This window comes from Oceanobacillus kimchii X50 (assembly GCF_000340475.1).
Classification (GTDB): domain Bacteria; phylum Bacillota; class Bacilli; order Bacillales; family Amphibacillaceae; genus Oceanobacillus; species Oceanobacillus kimchii.
This window is the reverse complement of record NZ_CM001792.1, coordinates 1,256,534-1,274,785: the sequence shown is the minus strand read 5'-3', so window position 1 is coordinate 1,274,785 and position 18,252 is coordinate 1,256,534. Positions and strand designations below refer to the sequence as shown.

Genomic DNA, 18,252 nt, shown 5'->3' with positions numbered 1-18,252 from the left:
CGTGTGTTCTTGTTATACCAAAATAATGTTCCAAGTAAACATGATTTTTTAATGTAAGTTTATCCATTAAAAATACCACCTCGTTAAAAGTCGTATTTTACATAACGAATTTTTGAAGTTATATTACATTATCATCCAGGTCCACGCTCGGTAGTTATTAAAAGAATGGCAGCGCGGTTACACAATTCTCCTAATTTTCAACGGGAAACATTTATCTCGATTTGGCCAATGTTCAGCCACCCGTTCTCTTCCTGCTCCTCATTAGCGAAACGGAATGTCTTAGCATTCGAGTTCATATTTGATAAAGGGTTAACAACGTTAACTAAAATATCATAGCTGCCTTCACTTAGTTGCGAAATGTCACCAGACCACTCCATCAGAACCCCATTATTTTCTTCTGTTCCGTCCTCCTTCGGTAAGATGTATGATATATCCCAATCTGTCGTCCACTCTTCAATTTTTCCGTTTTCATCTCTTGCTGCGATTTCCACTTTCCAATCATAATAGAAAGGAGCTACACCTGTATTTTGAATTTCCATCGCTGCTTGCAAGTGACCATTAGCCACGTTCATATAGGCATTCGGTACAAAATATTCATAACCTAAACGACGTGAACCTTCACGCGCTCGTTCGAGTGCATCCTCTTCTAATGGTATTTGAAAAACGTTTTGAATTTTCAGCCAGGAAACGTGAGTTAGCTCCACGCTTTTATAATAATCTTCTCCTTGAGCCCCTTCAATTGGATCACCTAAGTATTGAGGTGGATCGTTATCCCACATATCCATTTGAATTTCGGGACGCATTTCTCCGCCGATTGGCTCTTTTTTCCATTTGTTCATAACTTGATTTTCTTCCAGTCGCCCGACAAAGTGCCAGTCTTCCCCTCCTAGACTAGAAGGCAAAGTCTGAAAAGCAAAAGAATCATCGTGATAGCCGATACTCAGGTCACGATTAAATTCACTAGGATAGCGTGCCAGTATTTTTGTTTCATCGAAGGAATCATTAAACTTTTGCATAATAGCTTCTTGATTGGCCAAGCTAGGCATCCAATCAGTTGCACGGCCATTTTCGTGTTCAGCTAGTTCACCGTCCCAACTTCCAAGTGAAGTTGTACCATTCTGCGGATAAGTATGCCATTCACCCCAAAATCCAATTAATCCAGCTTGAATAAAACCAATCCTTGGGTCACCATCATATTTATCTCCAAGGGCTTCAATAAAATGTGACAAGGCGGTTATTAGATTCTCATCATTATAATCAGGTGCCATACTCGTACCATTAGATCCCCCATTGCTATAGTAAGAGTAGTCTCTTGTCTCCAATCCGAGATCAAGCAAAAACGAAGGGATTCCTGTTGGCTTATTTGGATAATCGAGGTATACTCTAAAAATTGCCTGATTTCCTCTTGAGGCGATATCATCGATTTTAGCCTCTAGCTTGCTCCAATCGTATTCATTAAAGTTTGTCATTATATACTTCAAAGGTATATAGAAATACTCCAAACTGTAAGGTATCTGATTATAGTCAGTTCGCCATGATGCCGATTCACTAAAGGGTAAAAATCCTTTTAATGGGTTATCTATTGGTGCCGGTGTATAATTCAGATTAAACGTATTTGAAGGAGTTGCCCATACAGGTGCTAAAATCCCTCCCGCACCGCCTTCGGAAGTACCCCATAGACCAATAGAATCTATATAAATTTCATTCTTCGAATTAGCCTGTGGACTATAGCCTAATTCAAACCCACTGACTAAACCCAGGTTAAGCTCATTTTCACAACTTTGTAGACATTGCCACGCTTTCTGTGTAAATTGATCCCAAGAAATGCGGACAAGTCCAGTGAAATTTCCTGGAACAGACAACATACTGCTAAAAGTATGCTCTTCCCATGATGCATCGCCTTCTTCTTTTAGGGACGCCTTAAAAGTTCCTTCTTGACCATATGTCTTTGATTCGGATTTAACATCCAAGTTAAATGCTAATGGCTCGTCCGCATCGTTATGTATCCAAAATGAAATACCAGCAGAATCTGTCCAGTCACGCGCAGGGAAATTGTAAGCTAAGGATACCCAATCATCTAAAGGCTTAATCGGGACGATACGCATAGAGTTTGCCCCATCATGAGCATGTTTTTGGCTTAAAGACCAATCGACACCACTACCTTCAGATGATGACCAAAGTTTATAGGCTGTTCTTAACTCATCATCTGAGGTATAGTTTTCAAAATCATCGATTACTGTATTGGTTTCTAAAGGGACGGCATTTACTTTTAGATTTGTAGGTGTTACCGCTAAAGTAATTAGTAAAGCAAGAACTAAGAAATATTTCACAATTTTTGTACTCTGTTTCATCTTAACCTCCATTTAGTTTTTTTAACTATACACCCTTATAGTTTAAATATCGGAACACAGGACAATATCTTTAGTTCATTTAGAAATTCGTTAGACTATTTTGTAATCTTCACTCACAACTGGAATTGGTTGTAATCCATAGTTGGAAACAACATATTAACCTAAGTAATAGTAAGCGCAATAGTACGAATAGTTGTAGCTTTATCCATACTTTTCACCCCCCTTTCAATTAAGCTCCAATACAAATGATAATAAGAAATACAAAATTTGAAATACAAAAGCCCCAATCATGGTGATTAGGGCAATCATTAACCGCCTATTATTATTTTGAATGGTTTCGATATCTTTTTCGTTCTCCTTGGAACGATAATCTGCAGCACTCTTTTTTATTTTCTCTGCGGTTTTCTTCATATCCGTAATTGATCTATTTTCCATTTAACTCAACCTTGTAAACTTTTACATCTGTACGGACGTTATAAACTCCTTTATTTCTTCCATCTCCTTGGTTTCTGGCATACTCGTCCCCCTAACGTCTCGACATAAAAACGTACATATACAAACAACCCATCATGTTGTAAACATGATGGGTTAAAGGTAATATCTTCTATTAAATCGTCATCAACTAAACCTTCCGCTGCTTCCGCAAACGTTTCTTTTTCTACACCAAAATCAACAAAAGCTGGATTCTTCCCTTGATATAAGGAAGCTAAAATATAATCTTTTACTGCTGCTATTTCCATGCTTTCCCCCCTCCAACTTCCTATAACGGAATGTGGAAAAGGATTATTTATAGGGAAAGCACATTGGCTTCTGTCTGGTTTAAAAAAACATCACAATTCGATGCTGTGATATCTTTGGGAAGTAGTGACTCTGCGTATTTAACAATTTTTTTAACCTAACTCCTGAATCTGATTTACAAGTTCAGTAACTTATTCAACGTTTGAAAAATCTGTATTTTCTATTATTTATTAATATATTCATATAAGTTATCTTCTTTTTCTTTAAAATTAAATCGGCCTTTTAGGCCGATTTTTTATTTACATCTATATGTTTATTACAAACGTTTGTTCTAATTATACCAAAAAATAAAAAGGTGTACATGAAAAAATTGGAATGCTTAGCTAAAATAATAGCCTCAGTAATTTCAATCCTAACTACATACAATTTTTGGTTGACAGCCCAAAAAAAGTTAGAAATGGAAAAACTGAAGCTAGAAATCAGAAGAACACCATTTGAAAGTATTTGCTAAAAAATTATAGTTAAAAAAATCATTAAAATGTTATTGAGCGTTATTATTCATTTGTTGCTGTTGCATACTGTTTGTCCCACTTTTAGCTGCACCTGCCAATTGTTGACCGCTCTGATTGTTAGTCATGCTTTGTAAAGGCTGAGTCATTTGTTGGGCCATAGGGTTATTTAGTGCATTAGAAATAGTTTGAGGCAAATTTTTAAAGGTTAAAATAATTCTTTTCTATTGTTTTATAAATTACCTAAATTATACTTAATCATTTTTTATTTTTAGTTATAAAAAAACTCCACAAGTTTTATATGCGGAGTAAAAGGACTAACTTGGAAGTTATTTCTTCTTTTGTATATAGTATCATCAACAATTAGCAATATATACAACATATGTAGCCCTAGCTTTATATGCCAGGGCAAAGTAAACTTTGAATTTAATAATAAAAAAGGTTTATGCCATACAACACAATATATGCAATAGTTATTCTATTGTGACATATTAAAGAACTTTTTAAGGTAGGGTAAACCTATACTTTATTGATATGTCATATTTAATTATTTCGTTACAGAAAAGACCTACTAAAAAGAGTGGGATGAAAAAGGTTATTAGAAATTAATTATATTGTAATACTATTCTGATAATATGTTGAGCTTCAAAAAAGTTTGGATATTAATTTTCATCATTTATATATGGTATAAACTTAGGCTTAACAAACATAAAGAATATACCCGAATATCTTTGAATTAATTCAGAGTACTCTTTCTCGATTAATTCATTTTGATTAATCATAATTTCAAAATAATCTTTGTTTTCTTTTAACATGATTCCAGAATTGACGTACCCATTTTTTATATAAAAGTTCTTTCTTTTTACTCTTTGTTCATAGTTTTGAGAATTAGAAATGATAGCCTCTATATTGAGAATTAGACGATTATTTGGATACAGTTCTTTAATCTTCGAAAGTACTGCTCCCCCATACCCTTTTGATCTTTGACTACTATCAATTGCCAAATACAAAACAAATGTCAAATCCTTATTAGTTATTAAATAAGTAAACCCAATAAAGTCATCTTCATCATAAAAACCTATAAAATCAACAAAATCTTTGTCAGCTTTCATTAAAAGAAACCAAAGTGGCAACCTCTCATTCTTCGGAAATGCTTTTATAAATAATCTCTTAAGTTTATTGATATCATTGAAATCTTTTGTTATTTTTTCTAATCTTAATGCCATTATGTATACTCCTCTTATCAGTAATTATACAACTACATTTCATAAAAGTTAACACAAAAAAGAGTGGGATGAAATAGATTTATTAGAAATAGACGCCGTAGGTATATGATACTATTCATTTAATAATATTAACCAAGAAGAACTTAGAAGAAAATACAGACCTTATGGGATCTTATGGTGAATAACCTACTCAGTTAATAGGGTAGGCTCCCCTTTGGATTTGTGTGATAAGAGAAAATGAGCTAAAATGAAATGAGTTTGGGAAAATGTAGAGGAAAAAATAATGGATAATAGTAAAAACAAGCGATTAATAAATATAGCGAACATTTTTACAATTTTTGCTTTTATATATCTAATTTATTCGACTGGTGATATCACATATAGGTATATTGCTTCTATGAATGCTAATCCTCATCTAAACGTAAATCAAATACTCCAATGGAATAGTTTTTTAAGTGAAGTAGCTAATCGTGGTTTTAGGGTATTAGTTTTGTTTGGGATTGGTGCAATACTACGTAGACTTAAAGTTTGAAATTAAGCCCCCCATAGGAGGGCTTTTTCTTTTTTATGATACTTTTACCCAATTGGCAGCTTCATTACTAGATGGAGAAGGAGGAAATTGCTCGCCTTCTTCAACTCTAATTTCAGTATTATCTTGATTAGTTGATCCGCCGTTCACTAAACTTTTAACTTTAAATGTTCCGCTCTCCGGTGCTTTTTCTCCTGTTTTGTAAGTTTGATTGTTAGCCATGTCTCTCCACCTCCTAAATTATTTAGAAAAGCTATGAAACTAACTTTTCTATGTAAAATGTATTCCACTATTTTCTTCAAATAAACTAAAAAAATTAAAATTAGTTCGTACGTCATAATATCTTTAATTATTCATACTTAATTGTTCATGACTATAGAATGATTCCTTCTTGAGGTAGAGTAAAAATTTGAATTTTAAGGGAATTAATATAGCAAAAATTGGGAGAAGATTACATATATGCAAATACCAAGAATAAAAAATTATAAAGAAGGAAATAAACAAGACTTTAGCATATATAGCCAATCACTAGAAGTTTACTTTCAAGAAAAATATAATTTCTTACAATTAATAGGAGATGTATTAGTAGGAATATTTTTCGTTACAGGTAGCATATTAAACTTTTTCGCTATTACAGACTTCTATGGAAATGTTGCATACTTATTAGGAAGTCTATCTCTAACCATTCGACCTTTACTGAAAATACTAAGAAAAACTTGGATTTACAGAAGGAAGTGATATTTCAACAACTATGAATTTTTATGGTCATGCTATCGAAGAAGCAGATAAAATTGCAACAGAAACTAGATAATGCACTTTTAGGAAACAGCAAAAACCAATAAAATATAGGAATTGGTCGGCAAAATGTCGGCATTTTGGATATACAAAGAAGAAAGGCTTTCCTTCATAAAGAAGAGAAAGCCTTTTATATCAATAGTTATTAAGGATGATTCCGATTGGGCTCGAACCAACGACCTCCACCCTGTCAAGGTGGCGCTCTCCCAGCTGAGCTACGGAATCATAAAATATGTAACTACAAAATATTATACCCGCTCTATCTACCTATGACAAGCATTTGTTTCTCCACACCTATTCGTTCACTTTCACCTTTGACTACTGTACAAATACATTTCTCGTGTTATTCATAACTAACATTCTTTAATTCTCCCATATACAAATACTAACTTTTATTTTTTTATACAACTTTCATCAAGTGTTTCTAAAAAGTAGAATTTTTAATACATTTCATCTTCATTATCATAGGACGAAGTCCCGATGAATTTTTTCGAATCAAGTACTGTCAGTAACCTCAAGTCCTATCACTAATTTGAATCAAAATATATAATGGATTGAAAAAGTCTTTTTCTGGGTAAATACAGAAAGTGCTTATAAAATATTTGAACGTGTTCATCTATTCGCAAGCACTCTATTTTTTGTTCTAATTTCAACTTATATCATCATATTAAAAATATCCAAGATCATTTATAAAAATTTCGCATACCGAAATAAATTACTGGATAATAAAGCTTTATCGTCTTATAATAGTAAAAAATTGTTTTTTATCTGAAATTGAAGGTGGATAATTATTGAGAAATGTTTTTTCATTTATAAAACCTTATAAAGTTCCTTCTATTGTAGCATTTCTACTAATGTTGGTTGAGTTAGCTGTAGAATTGCTGCTTCCTTTATTTTTAGGGTTCATGATTAACCAAGGCATTGAGAACCAAGATTTAGGCAATATTGGTTTTTGGGGCGGTATCATGATTGGATTGGCTTTACTTTCACTTGTTTCTGGAATCATTAATTCCTTTATTTCCTCCCATGTCAGTTTTGCATATGGATATGATATTCGTCAAAAACTGTTTGAAAAGATTCAAGATTTCTCTTTCGCCAATTTAAATCAATATCCGACATCTGCCTTAGTAACCAGATTCACTAATGACATCCGCCAAATTCAAAATACGATTTTTATGGCATTACGTATTATGGCGAAAGCTCCACTTACTGTAATTGGTGGAGTTATCATGGCTTTTATTGTAAATGCACAATTAGCAGCGATATTCTTAGTAACCGTTCCCCTGCTTGTTATCTTCTTATTATTTGTTTTGAAGATTACGAGTAAGTTATTTACGAAAGTCCAAGGGAATGTAGATAACGTAAATAGAGTCATGCAGGAAAACCTTGCTGGAATGCGATTAATTAAAGCATTTTCACGCAGAGGCTTTGAAGAGGATAGATTTGGAATTGCGAATACTGAGCTAGCTGATGCAACCAAGAAAACATTTCGTATTATTGAATCCACAGGTCCTATACTTCTACTTGTAATGAATGTGAGCTTAATTTTCATTATATGGTTTGGGAATGCACAAACTATTGCGGGTCAAGCTAATGTCGGTGAAGTAGTGACGATGGTAAATTATGCACTAAGAGTATCAATGGCAATTTCTATGTTCTCTTTCATTATAATGGCGATTTCACGAACGAAAGCATCTGCAAATCGTATCGAAGAAGTGTTAACATTGCGTAATGAACAAGAACAACAAGCTTCATCAGATGATAAAGAAGTGGTCAAATACGGAAAAGTAACATATGACCATGTTTCATTTACATATCCTAATGCAAAACAACCCTCGTTAAAAGATATTTCTTTCAACGTTAATCCTGGAGAAAGTATGGCTATTATCGGAGCAACTGGTTCTGGAAAAACGTCATTATTTCAATTAATGCCGAGGTTATATGACCCGACAAAAGGAACCATTTATGTTGATGATCTACCATTAGATGATTATTCTTTTGCAAATTTACGTGACAGCATTGGTTATGTGCCTCAGAGCCCATTATTATTTACAGGAACAATATTTGATAACATCGCTTGGGGAAAACGGGAAGCAACGATGGATGATGTAATTCAAGCTGCTAAAGACGCTCAAATTCATGACACCATTATGCAATTAGAAGGAAAATATGAAACACGTGTCGGTCAAAAAGGGGTAAATCTTTCGGGTGGTCAGAAACAACGTATCTCGATCGCACGAGCTTTAATTCGCAAACCTAAAATTCTAATGTTAGATGACAGTACAAGTGCTCTGGACTTAGCAACCGAAGCTCGATTTTTACAAGCATTGGAGAGTTATCATTGTACTGTGTTTATCATAACCCAAAAAGTATCGACGGCAAAAAAGTCTGATCGAATCTTATTACTCGATTACGGTTCAGTATTAGATATTGGTACTCATGCACAGTTGCTTCATAAATCAGAGCTATACCAATCCATTGCTGAATCACAATTTGAAAAGGAGGCTCATCATGCGAAATAGTTCCTTAAAGGCACCTTTTCAGTATAAAAGAATTGATATATCGAGTGTAAATGCAGATCAACAAAAAAAAGCCAAAAATATGGGCGCGACGCTTAAACGAATTTGGCAATATATAGCAATAGAAAAAGGCATGCTTACGCTCGTTATACTAATGGTCCTAATTAGCTCAATATTTGCGTTACTTGGCCCTTTCTTAGTAGGAAGAGCAATTGATAACTTCATTATTACACAAGAAGCTAACGGACTCGGGTATTTATTACTTGCTCTAATTGCCGTTTATATCATTCATTCTGTATCCTTGTTTCTACAAAATTTTTGGATGGTTGGAATTGCTCAAAATACAGTTCATACATTACGAAAAAATTTGTTTGAACAATTTCACCGCTTACCAATTTCCTATTTTGATAAACGCCAACACGGAGAATTGATGAGTCGCTTAACAAATGATATAGATAACATTAACAATACCTTAAACCAATCCGTTATTCAGATTTTTTCAAGCGTACTAACTCTCATAGGTACATTGGTTGTCATGCTATATTTGAGCGCTATTCTTACAGTAGTAGCAATGTCAATCATTCCGGTAATGTATTTTGCGATGCGCTGGATAACTAGGAGAACAGGTCCATTGTATAAGTTGCAACAAAGGCACCTTGGTGAAGTAAATGGTTATGTAGAAGAAATTGTTTCAGGACAACACGTGGTGAAGACCTATTCTCAAGAAAATTACGTTACTAATCAATTCGAAAAAAGAAATAACGCTTTAAAAAATACTGGTTTCTGGGCTCTAACTATTTCTGGTTTTATTCCAAAAGTAATGAATATGTTAAACTTCTTAAGCTTTGGTTTAATTGCTTTAGTAGGCGGTATATTGGTAATTGTTTCAGATACTTCCTTAGTAACCGTTGGTACTATCGTAATATTCACAGAATATGCTAGACAATTTACTCGTCCGCTTAATGAATTATCAAATCAATTTAATATGTTGTTATCAGCCATTGCTGGTGCAGAGCGTGTATTTAACGTTATGGATGAAACACAAGAAGAATTAGATGAAAAAGATGCCATTACTATAAATGACACCAATGGTCATGTCGTGTTTAGCAATGTTTCATTCGGATACGAAAACACTAAAACATTAGACAACATTTCATTTGAAGCTAGTCCAGGAGAAACAATCGCTCTAGTGGGACACACTGGCGCAGGAAAGACAACAATTATAAACCTTATCTCCCGCTTCTATAATTATGATAGTGGATTGATTACTTTAGATGGTTTGGACATTAAGAAAATTAAGCGTTCCAGCCTTCGAAGTCATATGGCTTTTGTATTACAGGATGCATTCTTATTCCATGGAACCATTAGAGAAAATATTCGATATGGAAAGTTAACTGCTAGTGACCACGAAGTTGAAAAAGCAGCAAAAAACGCCAATGCTTACGAATTTATTTCTCATTTACCAAAAGGATTTGATACGATTCTTGATCAGGATGGAAGTGGCATAAGCCAAGGGCAGAAACAATTACTTACTATAGCTAGAGCATTACTGGCGGAGCCAAAGATTCTGATCTTGGATGAGGCAACCAGTAATATTGATACAATCACAGAGATTAAAATTCAAGAAGCTCTAAAAAGACTTATGGAAGGTAGAACAAGTTTTGTTGTGGCGCATCGTTTAAATACCATCCGCGAAGCAGATATAATCATGATGATGAAGAATGGGAAAATCATTGAAAAAGGAAATCACAATAGTCTAATGAAACAAAAGGGGTATTACTATGAGCTACATAGCTAATACCTTCTACCTTATTCTAAGTGACAGTATTTGTCATCGGTGATAGACTATCGATATACTAAACAAAATCTTGAGGCAGAGGTGGAAATTGTGGGAAGAAAAGGGAAAATGATTGAAAAAAGAATGGATAGCGATTATCTACATGAATCGATGTCTATACAAATTTATCAGCCAGAATCATTTTCTGACTTATACAAATATGATATTTGTATCATGCAAGACGGGAATGATTATTTCCAAATGGGTAGAGTAGCGACTTTAAGTGATCGATTACATGAATCAAAAGAAATAAATAATACAGTTTTTGTTGGTATTCATTACAAGGATAAATATGATCGAAGAAAAAAATATCATCCTTCTGGTGAACAGAATAAAGCTTATATAAAGTTTCTTGTCCATGAAGTAGTACCTTTATTAGATTCAATAATTCCTACTTATCATATGGGTAGATCACGTAGTCTAATTGGAGACTCTCTAGCTGGCACATTAGCACTGATGACTGCTATTCAGTACCCAAATACGTTTGGAAAAATCGCTATGCAGTCTCCATATGTAGATGATACAGTACTGGAAGCAGTTGATAAAATTGATAATCTTTCAACTATCGATATATATCATACTATTGGTACAGCTGAAACAGATGTTTCTATGACAGATGGAAACCGGGCTGATTTCTTAACACCAAACCGCAGACTTCATGACATTTTGCAAGAAAAAGGTGCTACTTACCTCTACCATGAACTAGATGAAGGTGAACACACCTGGAAGTATTGGCAAAAAGACATGAAACGATTATTAACGAGTTTATTTGAATAAGTTTCTATTTATCGTATATTTTTGCTATACTATAAAAAACAATTTCTGATTATTAATTAAAGAACGAATTGCTATAGGAGGTTACATTATGAAATACGGTATTGCAATATTTCCATCTAAATCAATCCAAGATCAAGCTAACGCTTTAAGAAAACGATATGATCCACGTTATTCATTAATACCACCTCACTTAACATTAAAAGAATCTTTTGAAGCTGACGAAGAAACATTAAATGAAACAGTTGAGGAACTTCGTAAGATTGCAAAAGAAACAGAGCCTTTTCATATTCAAATTAATAAAGTAAGTACATTTGAGCCAGTAACAAATACCATTTATTTCAAAGTAGAACCAATTCAAGAGCTTAATGACTTGCATTCAAAATTACATGAAGGTAAATTTGATGATAATCAGACGCATCCATTTGTACCGCATATCACAATTGCTCAAGAATTGGAGCACGATGAGTTTTCCGATATCTTAGGAAGATTACAAATGGAAGGTTTTAATTTGGAAGATTACGTTGACCGTTTTCAACTACTGTATCAATTGGACAACGAATCTTGGACAGTGTACCAAACATTCGTTTTAGGAAAGGATTAATTTTCAGCATGAGAGTTAAAATTGCAGAATCAAGAGAAGAATTGGAACAAGCATATCATATTCGAATGGTTGTATTTGTAGAAGAACAGGAAGTACCAGCTGAAGAAGAGTTAGATGAGCATGATGCTACTGCTACTCATTTTTTAGCCTTTGAGAATGATACTGCTATTGCAGCAAGTCGCTTAAGGTATACAGATGATGGTTATGGCAAATTAGAAAGAATTTGTGTTTTAAAAGATCATCGTGGAAAATCTGTTGGCCAACAATTGATAAACGCGATGGAAGAAGAAATAAAACATCAAAATTATCATAAGGCAAAATTAAATGCGCAAACTCACGCACTAAATTTCTATAAGAAATTAGGCTACCGTGTGATATCAGAAGAATTTATGGATGCAGGAATTCCGCATGTAACGATGCTAAAAAACTTATAATAATGCAGGGAATCAGTGATTTAACTGGTTCCCTGTTTTTTTTATTCTTCCTTACATGATTATTACTTTTTCGGTAACACTAAGCATTGAATGCATATGTGAAGGGAGATTTCATTATGAGTGGTTATTTCAGCATGTTTTTTGAGATGGTGATTGGTTTTGTTGCACTTTTTCTTGTTACTAAAATTCTTGGGAAAACGCAGATATCACAAATAACTCCCTTTGACTTTATTGCAGCATTATTACTTGGAGAATTAGTAGGAAATGCTCTATTTGATCAAAATGCTGGAATCATTGATATATTATTCGTTATTACCATTTATGCAGTAATTATGTATACCTCAGAAATTATCTCACAAAAATACAAGCACACTCGCCACATGTTAGAGGGTTTTCCTTCCATTGTAATTTATAACGGGAAGTTAATTCGAGACACTATGAAGAAAAACAAACTAGATATTAATCAGTTACAGCATTTACTTCGTACAAAGGATACATTTTCTATTCAAGAAGTTGAATTTGCCGTTTTAGAAGCGAATGGCACATTATCGATTTTAAAAAAATCGGACTATCAAATGCCTACTCGAAAAGATTTAAAATTGAGTGCAACAGAAGTCGATTTATCAACAACATTGATTAATGATGGTGAAGTAATAATGGATAATTTAAAGGAAAAAAATCTCAGTATAGAATGGTTATCGGAACAGATTAAAAAAGAGGGTTATGAACGGATAGAGGATGTATTTTATGCAGAGTATATCAAGGACAAACCTCTTTTCCTTCTTCCCTATTTAAATCGTAATCATCAAAAATGGGATGCGGACTAACCTCAAAAAAAGTACCTTATTCTATCTTCATAGTAGAATAAGGTACTTTTTTATTTATCAATAGCTATACATAATCGTTAAATTTTCTTCCTTTTCCTGTATATAGACTTATTTCTTCACTGGAAATATACGGTGATACTTTGTGTTTATCATCAACAGAGGGGTGTAATCCTTCATGTCTCGCAGCAACTTCTTGATGTTTTTGATCTAACAAAACTTTAAACGGACCTTCAATATAATTTCTATTCATTTTCACCTGTGACACTCGTTGCTGATAATCTTGATATTGGTAATGTTCGATTGGAAGAATATAAGCCATATCAAGTCTCCTTTCTCAGCATAATTATATATATTATACGTATAGACTCATTAATAATTGACTGTTGTATAAAAAATATACCCTCTTTTCTGAAAAAACAAACTCCAATCAATTATTTATTTTTATATTTCTAGTCATACTCACAGTTTTTCTTATATATGCCCACACCATCCATGCTATGACACATATCCTATAAGGAAAGTAAATTCAAATTGCGAAAGGAGATATTTTTCATGGGTTGTGGAAAAAATTACGATACGGGAAGTTGCGTAGCAGATATTTTAAAAGATATTGTTGACGCTCAAAATGACATTGTAGAAAATTGCTGTGATACGAGCTGTGATCAATCCATCAACGACTTGCTAGGTGAGAACGATACCTCTAACGGTTTAGATACAGTTCCAGTTATCCTATATTGCAAGGATTGTAAACCATTCAAAGGATTTGGTGCTGTTCGTGAACACAGAAGCAAAATTGGCGATATCCTTTCTAGCTTCATCTTCCGTGTCAAAAAAGTAGATAAAGATAATTGCGCAGTTCTTGAATTGCTACTCAGTGACGGAGAAAGCTGTGGATATGATCACTTAAAAGATCCAACTGAACAAAGCACACATGATTTAGAAGCTACAGGCATTTGTATTACTGTAGATTTAGATTGTTTCTGTCATGTAACTTGCTTACCAGCAATCAATGCATTTCGTTAATAAGAAGCAAAAACACCATTCAGAAAACATCTGAATGGTGTTTTTTTAGAATCCTACTAATTGAATATCCTTTATATCCTCATAATTGATTTTTATGCTACTTTTTCGATTAGATAGACGAAATTTCACTTCTTCATTTGTCATTTCTAAAATTACCCCTCGATATTTTTTTCGATCAGTAATTACCAAACAATTAATTGGAGGTGCGTACTCCGAACGGCCGACGAAATAATCAATCTTTTCGCTGATAGACATTTCTTTAAATTGTTTTTTTTCACTATTCAGTTCATGGTTTTTTTGATTAAAATTTTCGTTATTTGCCGATGCATTTACTTGTCTTCCACCCCTTGTTTTTCTAGGAGTAATGGATTCTTTCGTCTCATTTGCAGGCTGCACACTTTCTCTACGATTCCCTATAAAATGATGTTGCATCGAGGCTTTTGGCTGATTTAATTCTGGCTGATGAATATAAAGCAACGGCTCTTTTGCATATTCTTTTTTTGACATTATTTTATACTCCCTTCATTCATCCTCTAATTAGTATATGTACCTAGAAATGATTTGTGTGCACATACCCAATAGTACATAAACAAGAGCTGTTTAATGTAATTATGAGAATATCCTTAAATATGCAATCTTTATAAAAAGCACTCCCTTATGGAAAGGAAGTGCTCGTCTTTTTTTAAAAAACATTATACTAAATAACTCATAAATGTCGTTGCCATTCCAAAATAAATCAAAATGGAAATTAAGTCATTAATCGTCGTAATAAAAGGTCCTGATGCAACAGCCGGATCAATATTGAGTCGGTTCATAAACATTGGAATTAACGTTCCCGCCAACGTTGCAACAACTAAGGATGCCATAATCGAGAATCCCACTAGAAATCCTAAATACAAGTTCCCTTGCCATAAATAAATAATTAATACTAAAATACTTCCACACACTGTTCCAGTAATTAATCCGGTAATTGCTTCTCTACCTACCAACTTCCATTTAACAGAACTATCATAATCTCCCGTAGCCATACCGCGTACCGCAACTGCCAAAGCTTGCGTACCAGAATTACCAGCCATTCCAGCGATTAATGGAATAAACACGGCTAATACAGCGACCTGGTTTAATGTATCTTCAAACCTTCCAATCAAACTGGCTGTAAGCATTCCTAAAAACAGTAGGATTACTAACCAAGGTAATCGTTTCCTAGCTGAACGAAATGCATTGTCATCTTTTATATCTGTATTAGACATCGCAGCAAGCATCGAGTAGTCCTCACTTGCTTCTTCTTCCATAACATCTAAAATATCATCAACTGTGATTATCCCGAGCAAGTGGTCTTGAAAATCTACAACAGGTAGTGCAAGAAAGTCATAATCACGAAACATTTGCGCTACGTCCTCTTGGTCTTTAGCAACAGATACTGCAACCACTTTTGTACTCATTAATTCTTCAATTTTAGTTTCATCATCAGCAATAATTAAATCCCGAATGGAAAGTACACCTACTAAGCGTTTATTTCCATCCAAAACAAACAGATAATAAATAGTCTCTGCATCTGGTGCTTCTGTTTTCAATAAACGCATGGTTTCCGCTACGGTCATATCGTTGTAAATGGAAACATATTCTGTGGTCATAATACTACCAGCGGTTTTTTCCTCATAGTGCAGTAATTGTTTAATCTCATTCGCACTCTCTTGATCCATAATTGTTAGATAACTCGCTACTTTTTCTTTATCCAATTCATTTAAAATGTCCACCGCATCATCGGCTGGCATCTCCGCAAAAATCATCGCAGCATACCTCGGATCCATCTCCTCAAAAAATGCCGTTACATCTTCAAGATCAATATTTATGAGTATTTCTGACATTTCTTCAGGAGATAAATACGTATATATCTGCCCTCTTGCCTCTTCATCCTGTTGATTAAAAAACATTGCTTGATCATAAGGATGAATGTCTAAAAATTCTTCACGAAAAACTTCAATTTGCCCTTGTTGAAGGGCTGTTTTCACTTTTTCAATATGCTCTTGAAATTGTTCTTCATATTGAGTGTCATAACGCTCTTGTTTCATTGTTATCCCCCCAGTTTCCTTCACACTGCATAAGTGTATTTTTCCCCGTTGATTAAAAATCAAACAGAAAGTAGCATAAGACATAGAAGTTTGACGATGCTAATATAAGAATATATAGTATAAACCAATTTTAAACAGTTAAGTGAATCAATTTCATAATCGCTAAGTTTTATTAAATACGAACATTTTGTAATGGTTATATAATAATGTTCTGTAACGAAAATCAAACAACGCAACATTCGGATTTTATACCAAATGTATTAATTATAAAATTGATTCAAATATAAAAATAGCTATTATGAAATTAATACCAACTTTTATAGATTAAAACACAGTAACGTTTACCGTCAAATTTTTTATAGGGAGATTAGTGATATGAAAATTGATATTATTGGTGATGTACATGGTTGTTTAGAAGAACTAGAAGCATTACTGTACAAATTAGGATATCGAAAGAAAAATGGTACATATCAGCATGCTGATAATCGTCTTATAGCCTTTGTAGGAGATATTACAGACCGGGGTCCAGATTCAATAAAAGTAATAGAATTAGTTTATCAACTTGTAAAAGAAAAACTTGCCTATTACATCCCAGGCAATCATTGCAACAAGCTCTACCGTTTCTTTCTAGGAAATAAAGTAATGGAAAAACATGGATTGGAGACAACAACAGCAGAATTTCGTAGCTTATCAGCAGAAAAACAACACAACATAAAAATCAAATTTATGGAGCTCTATGAGAATGCTCCCCTTTACCTTCACTTTAAAAATATAAATGTAATAATCGCACACGCAGGTATACCGGAGCATCTAATCGGAAAAGAAGATAAGCAAACAAAAACATTTGTGTTATACGGGGATATTACAGGAGAATTCGATCAAAAGGGAAAACCAATTCGCCGCGATTGGGCCAAACATTATCACGGTGATATATGGATTGTATATGGACATACTCCTGTACTTGAACCACGTATTATAAATCATACAATAAATATTGATACTGGTTGTGTATTCGGAAATAAGTTGACGGCTTATCAATTTCCAGAAGATGAATTTGTCTCCATCCCCTCTAAACAACCGTTTATCAGTGACAAATTTACTCATTTTGGCGAATCAACCTAACCTTAATCGTTTCAATAAGATTCCCATATCTTGTGGAATATTTGCGTCAAGCTGTATTTTTTCATTTGTTATTGGATGCAACATTGTAATTTGCTTACAATGTAAAGCTTGGCGCTGTATAATGTCTCTTTCTCCTCCATACATATCATCACCGTATAAAGAATGGCCAAGGTATTGAAAATGTACCCTTATTTGGTGTGTTCTCCCTGTCTCTAATTTAATTTCTAATCGTGAAGCTCTATAATCAGAGCGTACCACAGTATAGTTTGTTATAGCATGTTTGCCATTGATTACGTCAATCGTACGCTCAATAATCGATCCTTCTTTCCTACCAATAGGAGCATCGATGATGCCTGACTTTTGGATTATTTCTCCATGAACAATCGCTTCATATACACGTTGAATTTTTCCTTCTTTTTGCATTTGTGAAAACAAAGAATGAATATATTGATTCTTTGCTACTAAAACCAGGCCAGACGTTTGCACATCTAACCTGGTAACAATATGAACAGTAGAAGGTATCGAATTTTCTAGATAATGATAAGTTAATCCATTTGCTAGCGTATTGTTATGATGGTTCATAGATGGTAGACATGCTTGTCCTGCAGGTTTATTTACTACAAGGCAGTACGCATCCTCATAAATAATGTCTAAAGGTAATTTTTCCGGTGTGATCACATCACTATGTCTTTCATTAGGAAATACTATTTTTAGAATGTCTTCGCTCTGCAATTTATAAGTTACCCATTGTGAAGTTCCGTTTACTTGTATGCTGCCTGGTTCCTTCCTCAAAGAAACAAGTAACCTTCTAGAAAAATGATGGATTTGTTGTAAATATGTTTTAATCAACATACCCTCTTCATTCTTCTTGATTTTCCACCGTAAAATCAAG

18 protein-coding genes and 1 tRNA gene are annotated in these 18,252 nt (G+C 33.8%); 9 read left to right on the top strand and 10 right to left on the bottom strand.

The window, feature by feature from the left end:
* Positions 1-197 precede the first annotated feature (197 nt).
* From C794_RS20140 to C794_RS06750, 5 genes are all read right to left on the bottom strand, one after another.
* Positions 198-2,351 carry a DUF4832 domain-containing protein gene (locus C794_RS20140; protein WP_017796374.1) on the bottom strand — a complete coding sequence of 718 codons (2,154 nt, stop codon included), beginning with the start codon at positions 2,349-2,351 and terminating at the stop codon, positions 198-200.
* 225 nt (positions 2,352-2,576) lie between these two features.
* Entirely contained in the window at positions 2,577-2,786 is a 210-nt protein-coding gene (locus C794_RS06770) for a hypothetical protein (RefSeq protein ID WP_017796373.1), read from the bottom strand.
* Between the two features lie 50 nt (positions 2,787-2,836).
* Positions 2,837-3,091, bottom strand: coding sequence for a hypothetical protein (locus C794_RS06765; RefSeq protein WP_017796372.1), 255 nt, complete (start codon positions 3,089-3,091; stop codon positions 2,837-2,839).
* A gap of 1,169 nt (positions 3,092-4,260) precedes the next feature.
* Positions 4,261-4,824, bottom strand: coding sequence for a GNAT family N-acetyltransferase (locus C794_RS06760; RefSeq protein ID WP_017796371.1), 564 nt, complete (start codon positions 4,822-4,824; stop codon positions 4,261-4,263).
* A 565-nt stretch (positions 4,825-5,389) separates the two neighbouring features.
* A complete protein-coding gene (locus C794_RS06750) occupies positions 5,390-5,575 on the bottom strand; it encodes a YjzC family protein (RefSeq protein WP_017796369.1) in 186 nt (61 codons plus the stop codon).
* Between the two features lie 237 nt (positions 5,576-5,812).
* Between C794_RS06750 and C794_RS06745 the strand changes: the two genes are divergently transcribed.
* Entirely contained in the window at positions 5,813-6,091 is a 279-nt protein-coding gene (locus tag C794_RS06745; protein ID WP_017796368.1) for a YrhK family protein, read from the top strand.
* 209 nt (positions 6,092-6,300) lie between these two features.
* Here the strand turns inward: C794_RS06745 and C794_RS06740 are convergent.
* Positions 6,301-6,373 (bottom strand) — tRNA-Val (locus C794_RS06740).
* Positions 6,374-6,939: 566 nt separating this feature from the next.
* On the opposite strand from C794_RS06740, the gene C794_RS06735 reads away from it, so the two are divergent.
* The 6 genes from C794_RS06735 to C794_RS06710 all read left to right on the top strand — a co-directional run bounded on the left by C794_RS06735 (position 6,940) and on the right by C794_RS06710 (position 13,143).
* A complete protein-coding gene (locus C794_RS06735; protein ID WP_017796367.1) occupies positions 6,940-8,670 on the top strand; it encodes an ABC transporter ATP-binding protein in 1,731 nt (576 codons plus the stop codon).
* Positions 8,660-10,465: an ABC transporter ATP-binding protein gene (locus C794_RS06730; RefSeq protein ID WP_017796366.1), complete on the top strand. Its 1,806-nt coding sequence runs from the start codon at positions 8,660-8,662 to the stop codon at positions 10,463-10,465. The genes C794_RS06735 and C794_RS06730 overlap by 11 nt, the downstream gene beginning before the upstream one ends.
* 90 nt (positions 10,466-10,555) lie before the next feature.
* Entirely contained in the window at positions 10,556-11,281 is a 726-nt protein-coding gene (locus C794_RS06725; RefSeq protein ID WP_017796365.1) for an alpha/beta hydrolase, read from the top strand.
* A gap of 88 nt (positions 11,282-11,369) precedes the next feature.
* Positions 11,370-11,882, top strand: coding sequence for a YjcG family protein (locus tag C794_RS06720; protein ID WP_017796364.1), 513 nt, complete (start codon positions 11,370-11,372; stop codon positions 11,880-11,882).
* A gap of 8 nt (positions 11,883-11,890) precedes the next feature.
* Positions 11,891-12,316: a GNAT family N-acetyltransferase gene (locus tag C794_RS06715; RefSeq protein WP_017796363.1), complete on the top strand. Its 426-nt coding sequence runs from the start codon at positions 11,891-11,893 to the stop codon at positions 12,314-12,316.
* 116 nt (positions 12,317-12,432) lie between these two features.
* Positions 12,433-13,143: a YetF domain-containing protein gene (locus C794_RS06710; protein ID WP_017796362.1), complete on the top strand. Its 711-nt coding sequence runs from the start codon at positions 12,433-12,435 to the stop codon at positions 13,141-13,143.
* A 64-nt stretch (positions 13,144-13,207) separates the two neighbouring features.
* On the opposite strand, the gene C794_RS06705 is transcribed toward C794_RS06710, so the two are convergent.
* A complete protein-coding gene (locus C794_RS06705; RefSeq protein WP_017796361.1) occupies positions 13,208-13,462 on the bottom strand; it encodes a hypothetical protein in 255 nt (84 codons plus the stop codon).
* A gap of 233 nt (positions 13,463-13,695) precedes the next feature.
* Here C794_RS06705 and C794_RS06700 point away from each other — a divergent pair, with 233 nt between their 5' ends.
* Positions 13,696-14,166, top strand: coding sequence for a CotY/CotZ family spore coat protein (locus tag C794_RS06700; RefSeq protein ID WP_017796360.1), 471 nt, complete (start codon positions 13,696-13,698; stop codon positions 14,164-14,166).
* A 45-nt stretch (positions 14,167-14,211) separates the two neighbouring features.
* On the opposite strand, the gene C794_RS06695 is transcribed toward C794_RS06700, so the two are convergent.
* Positions 14,212-14,673, bottom strand: coding sequence for a CotO family spore coat protein (locus C794_RS06695; RefSeq protein WP_017796359.1), 462 nt, complete (start codon positions 14,671-14,673; stop codon positions 14,212-14,214).
* A gap of 185 nt (positions 14,674-14,858) precedes the next feature.
* Entirely contained in the window at positions 14,859-16,238 is a 1,380-nt protein-coding gene (gene mgtE / locus C794_RS06690; RefSeq protein WP_017796358.1) for a magnesium transporter, read from the bottom strand.
* A 375-nt stretch (positions 16,239-16,613) separates the two neighbouring features.
* Between mgtE and prpE the strand changes: the two genes are divergently transcribed.
* Complete coding sequence (prpE, locus tag C794_RS06685; RefSeq protein WP_017796357.1) at positions 16,614-17,360, top strand: bis(5'-nucleosyl)-tetraphosphatase PrpE; 747 nt, start codon at positions 16,614-16,616, stop codon at positions 17,358-17,360.
* On the opposite strand, the gene C794_RS06680 is transcribed toward prpE, so the two are convergent.
* Positions 17,352-18,251, bottom strand: coding sequence for an RluA family pseudouridine synthase (locus C794_RS06680; RefSeq protein ID WP_017796356.1), 900 nt, complete (start codon positions 18,249-18,251; stop codon positions 17,352-17,354). The two genes, prpE and C794_RS06680, sit on opposite strands and share 9 nt — an antisense overlap.
* Between the last annotated feature and the right edge of the window lies 1 nt (position 18,252).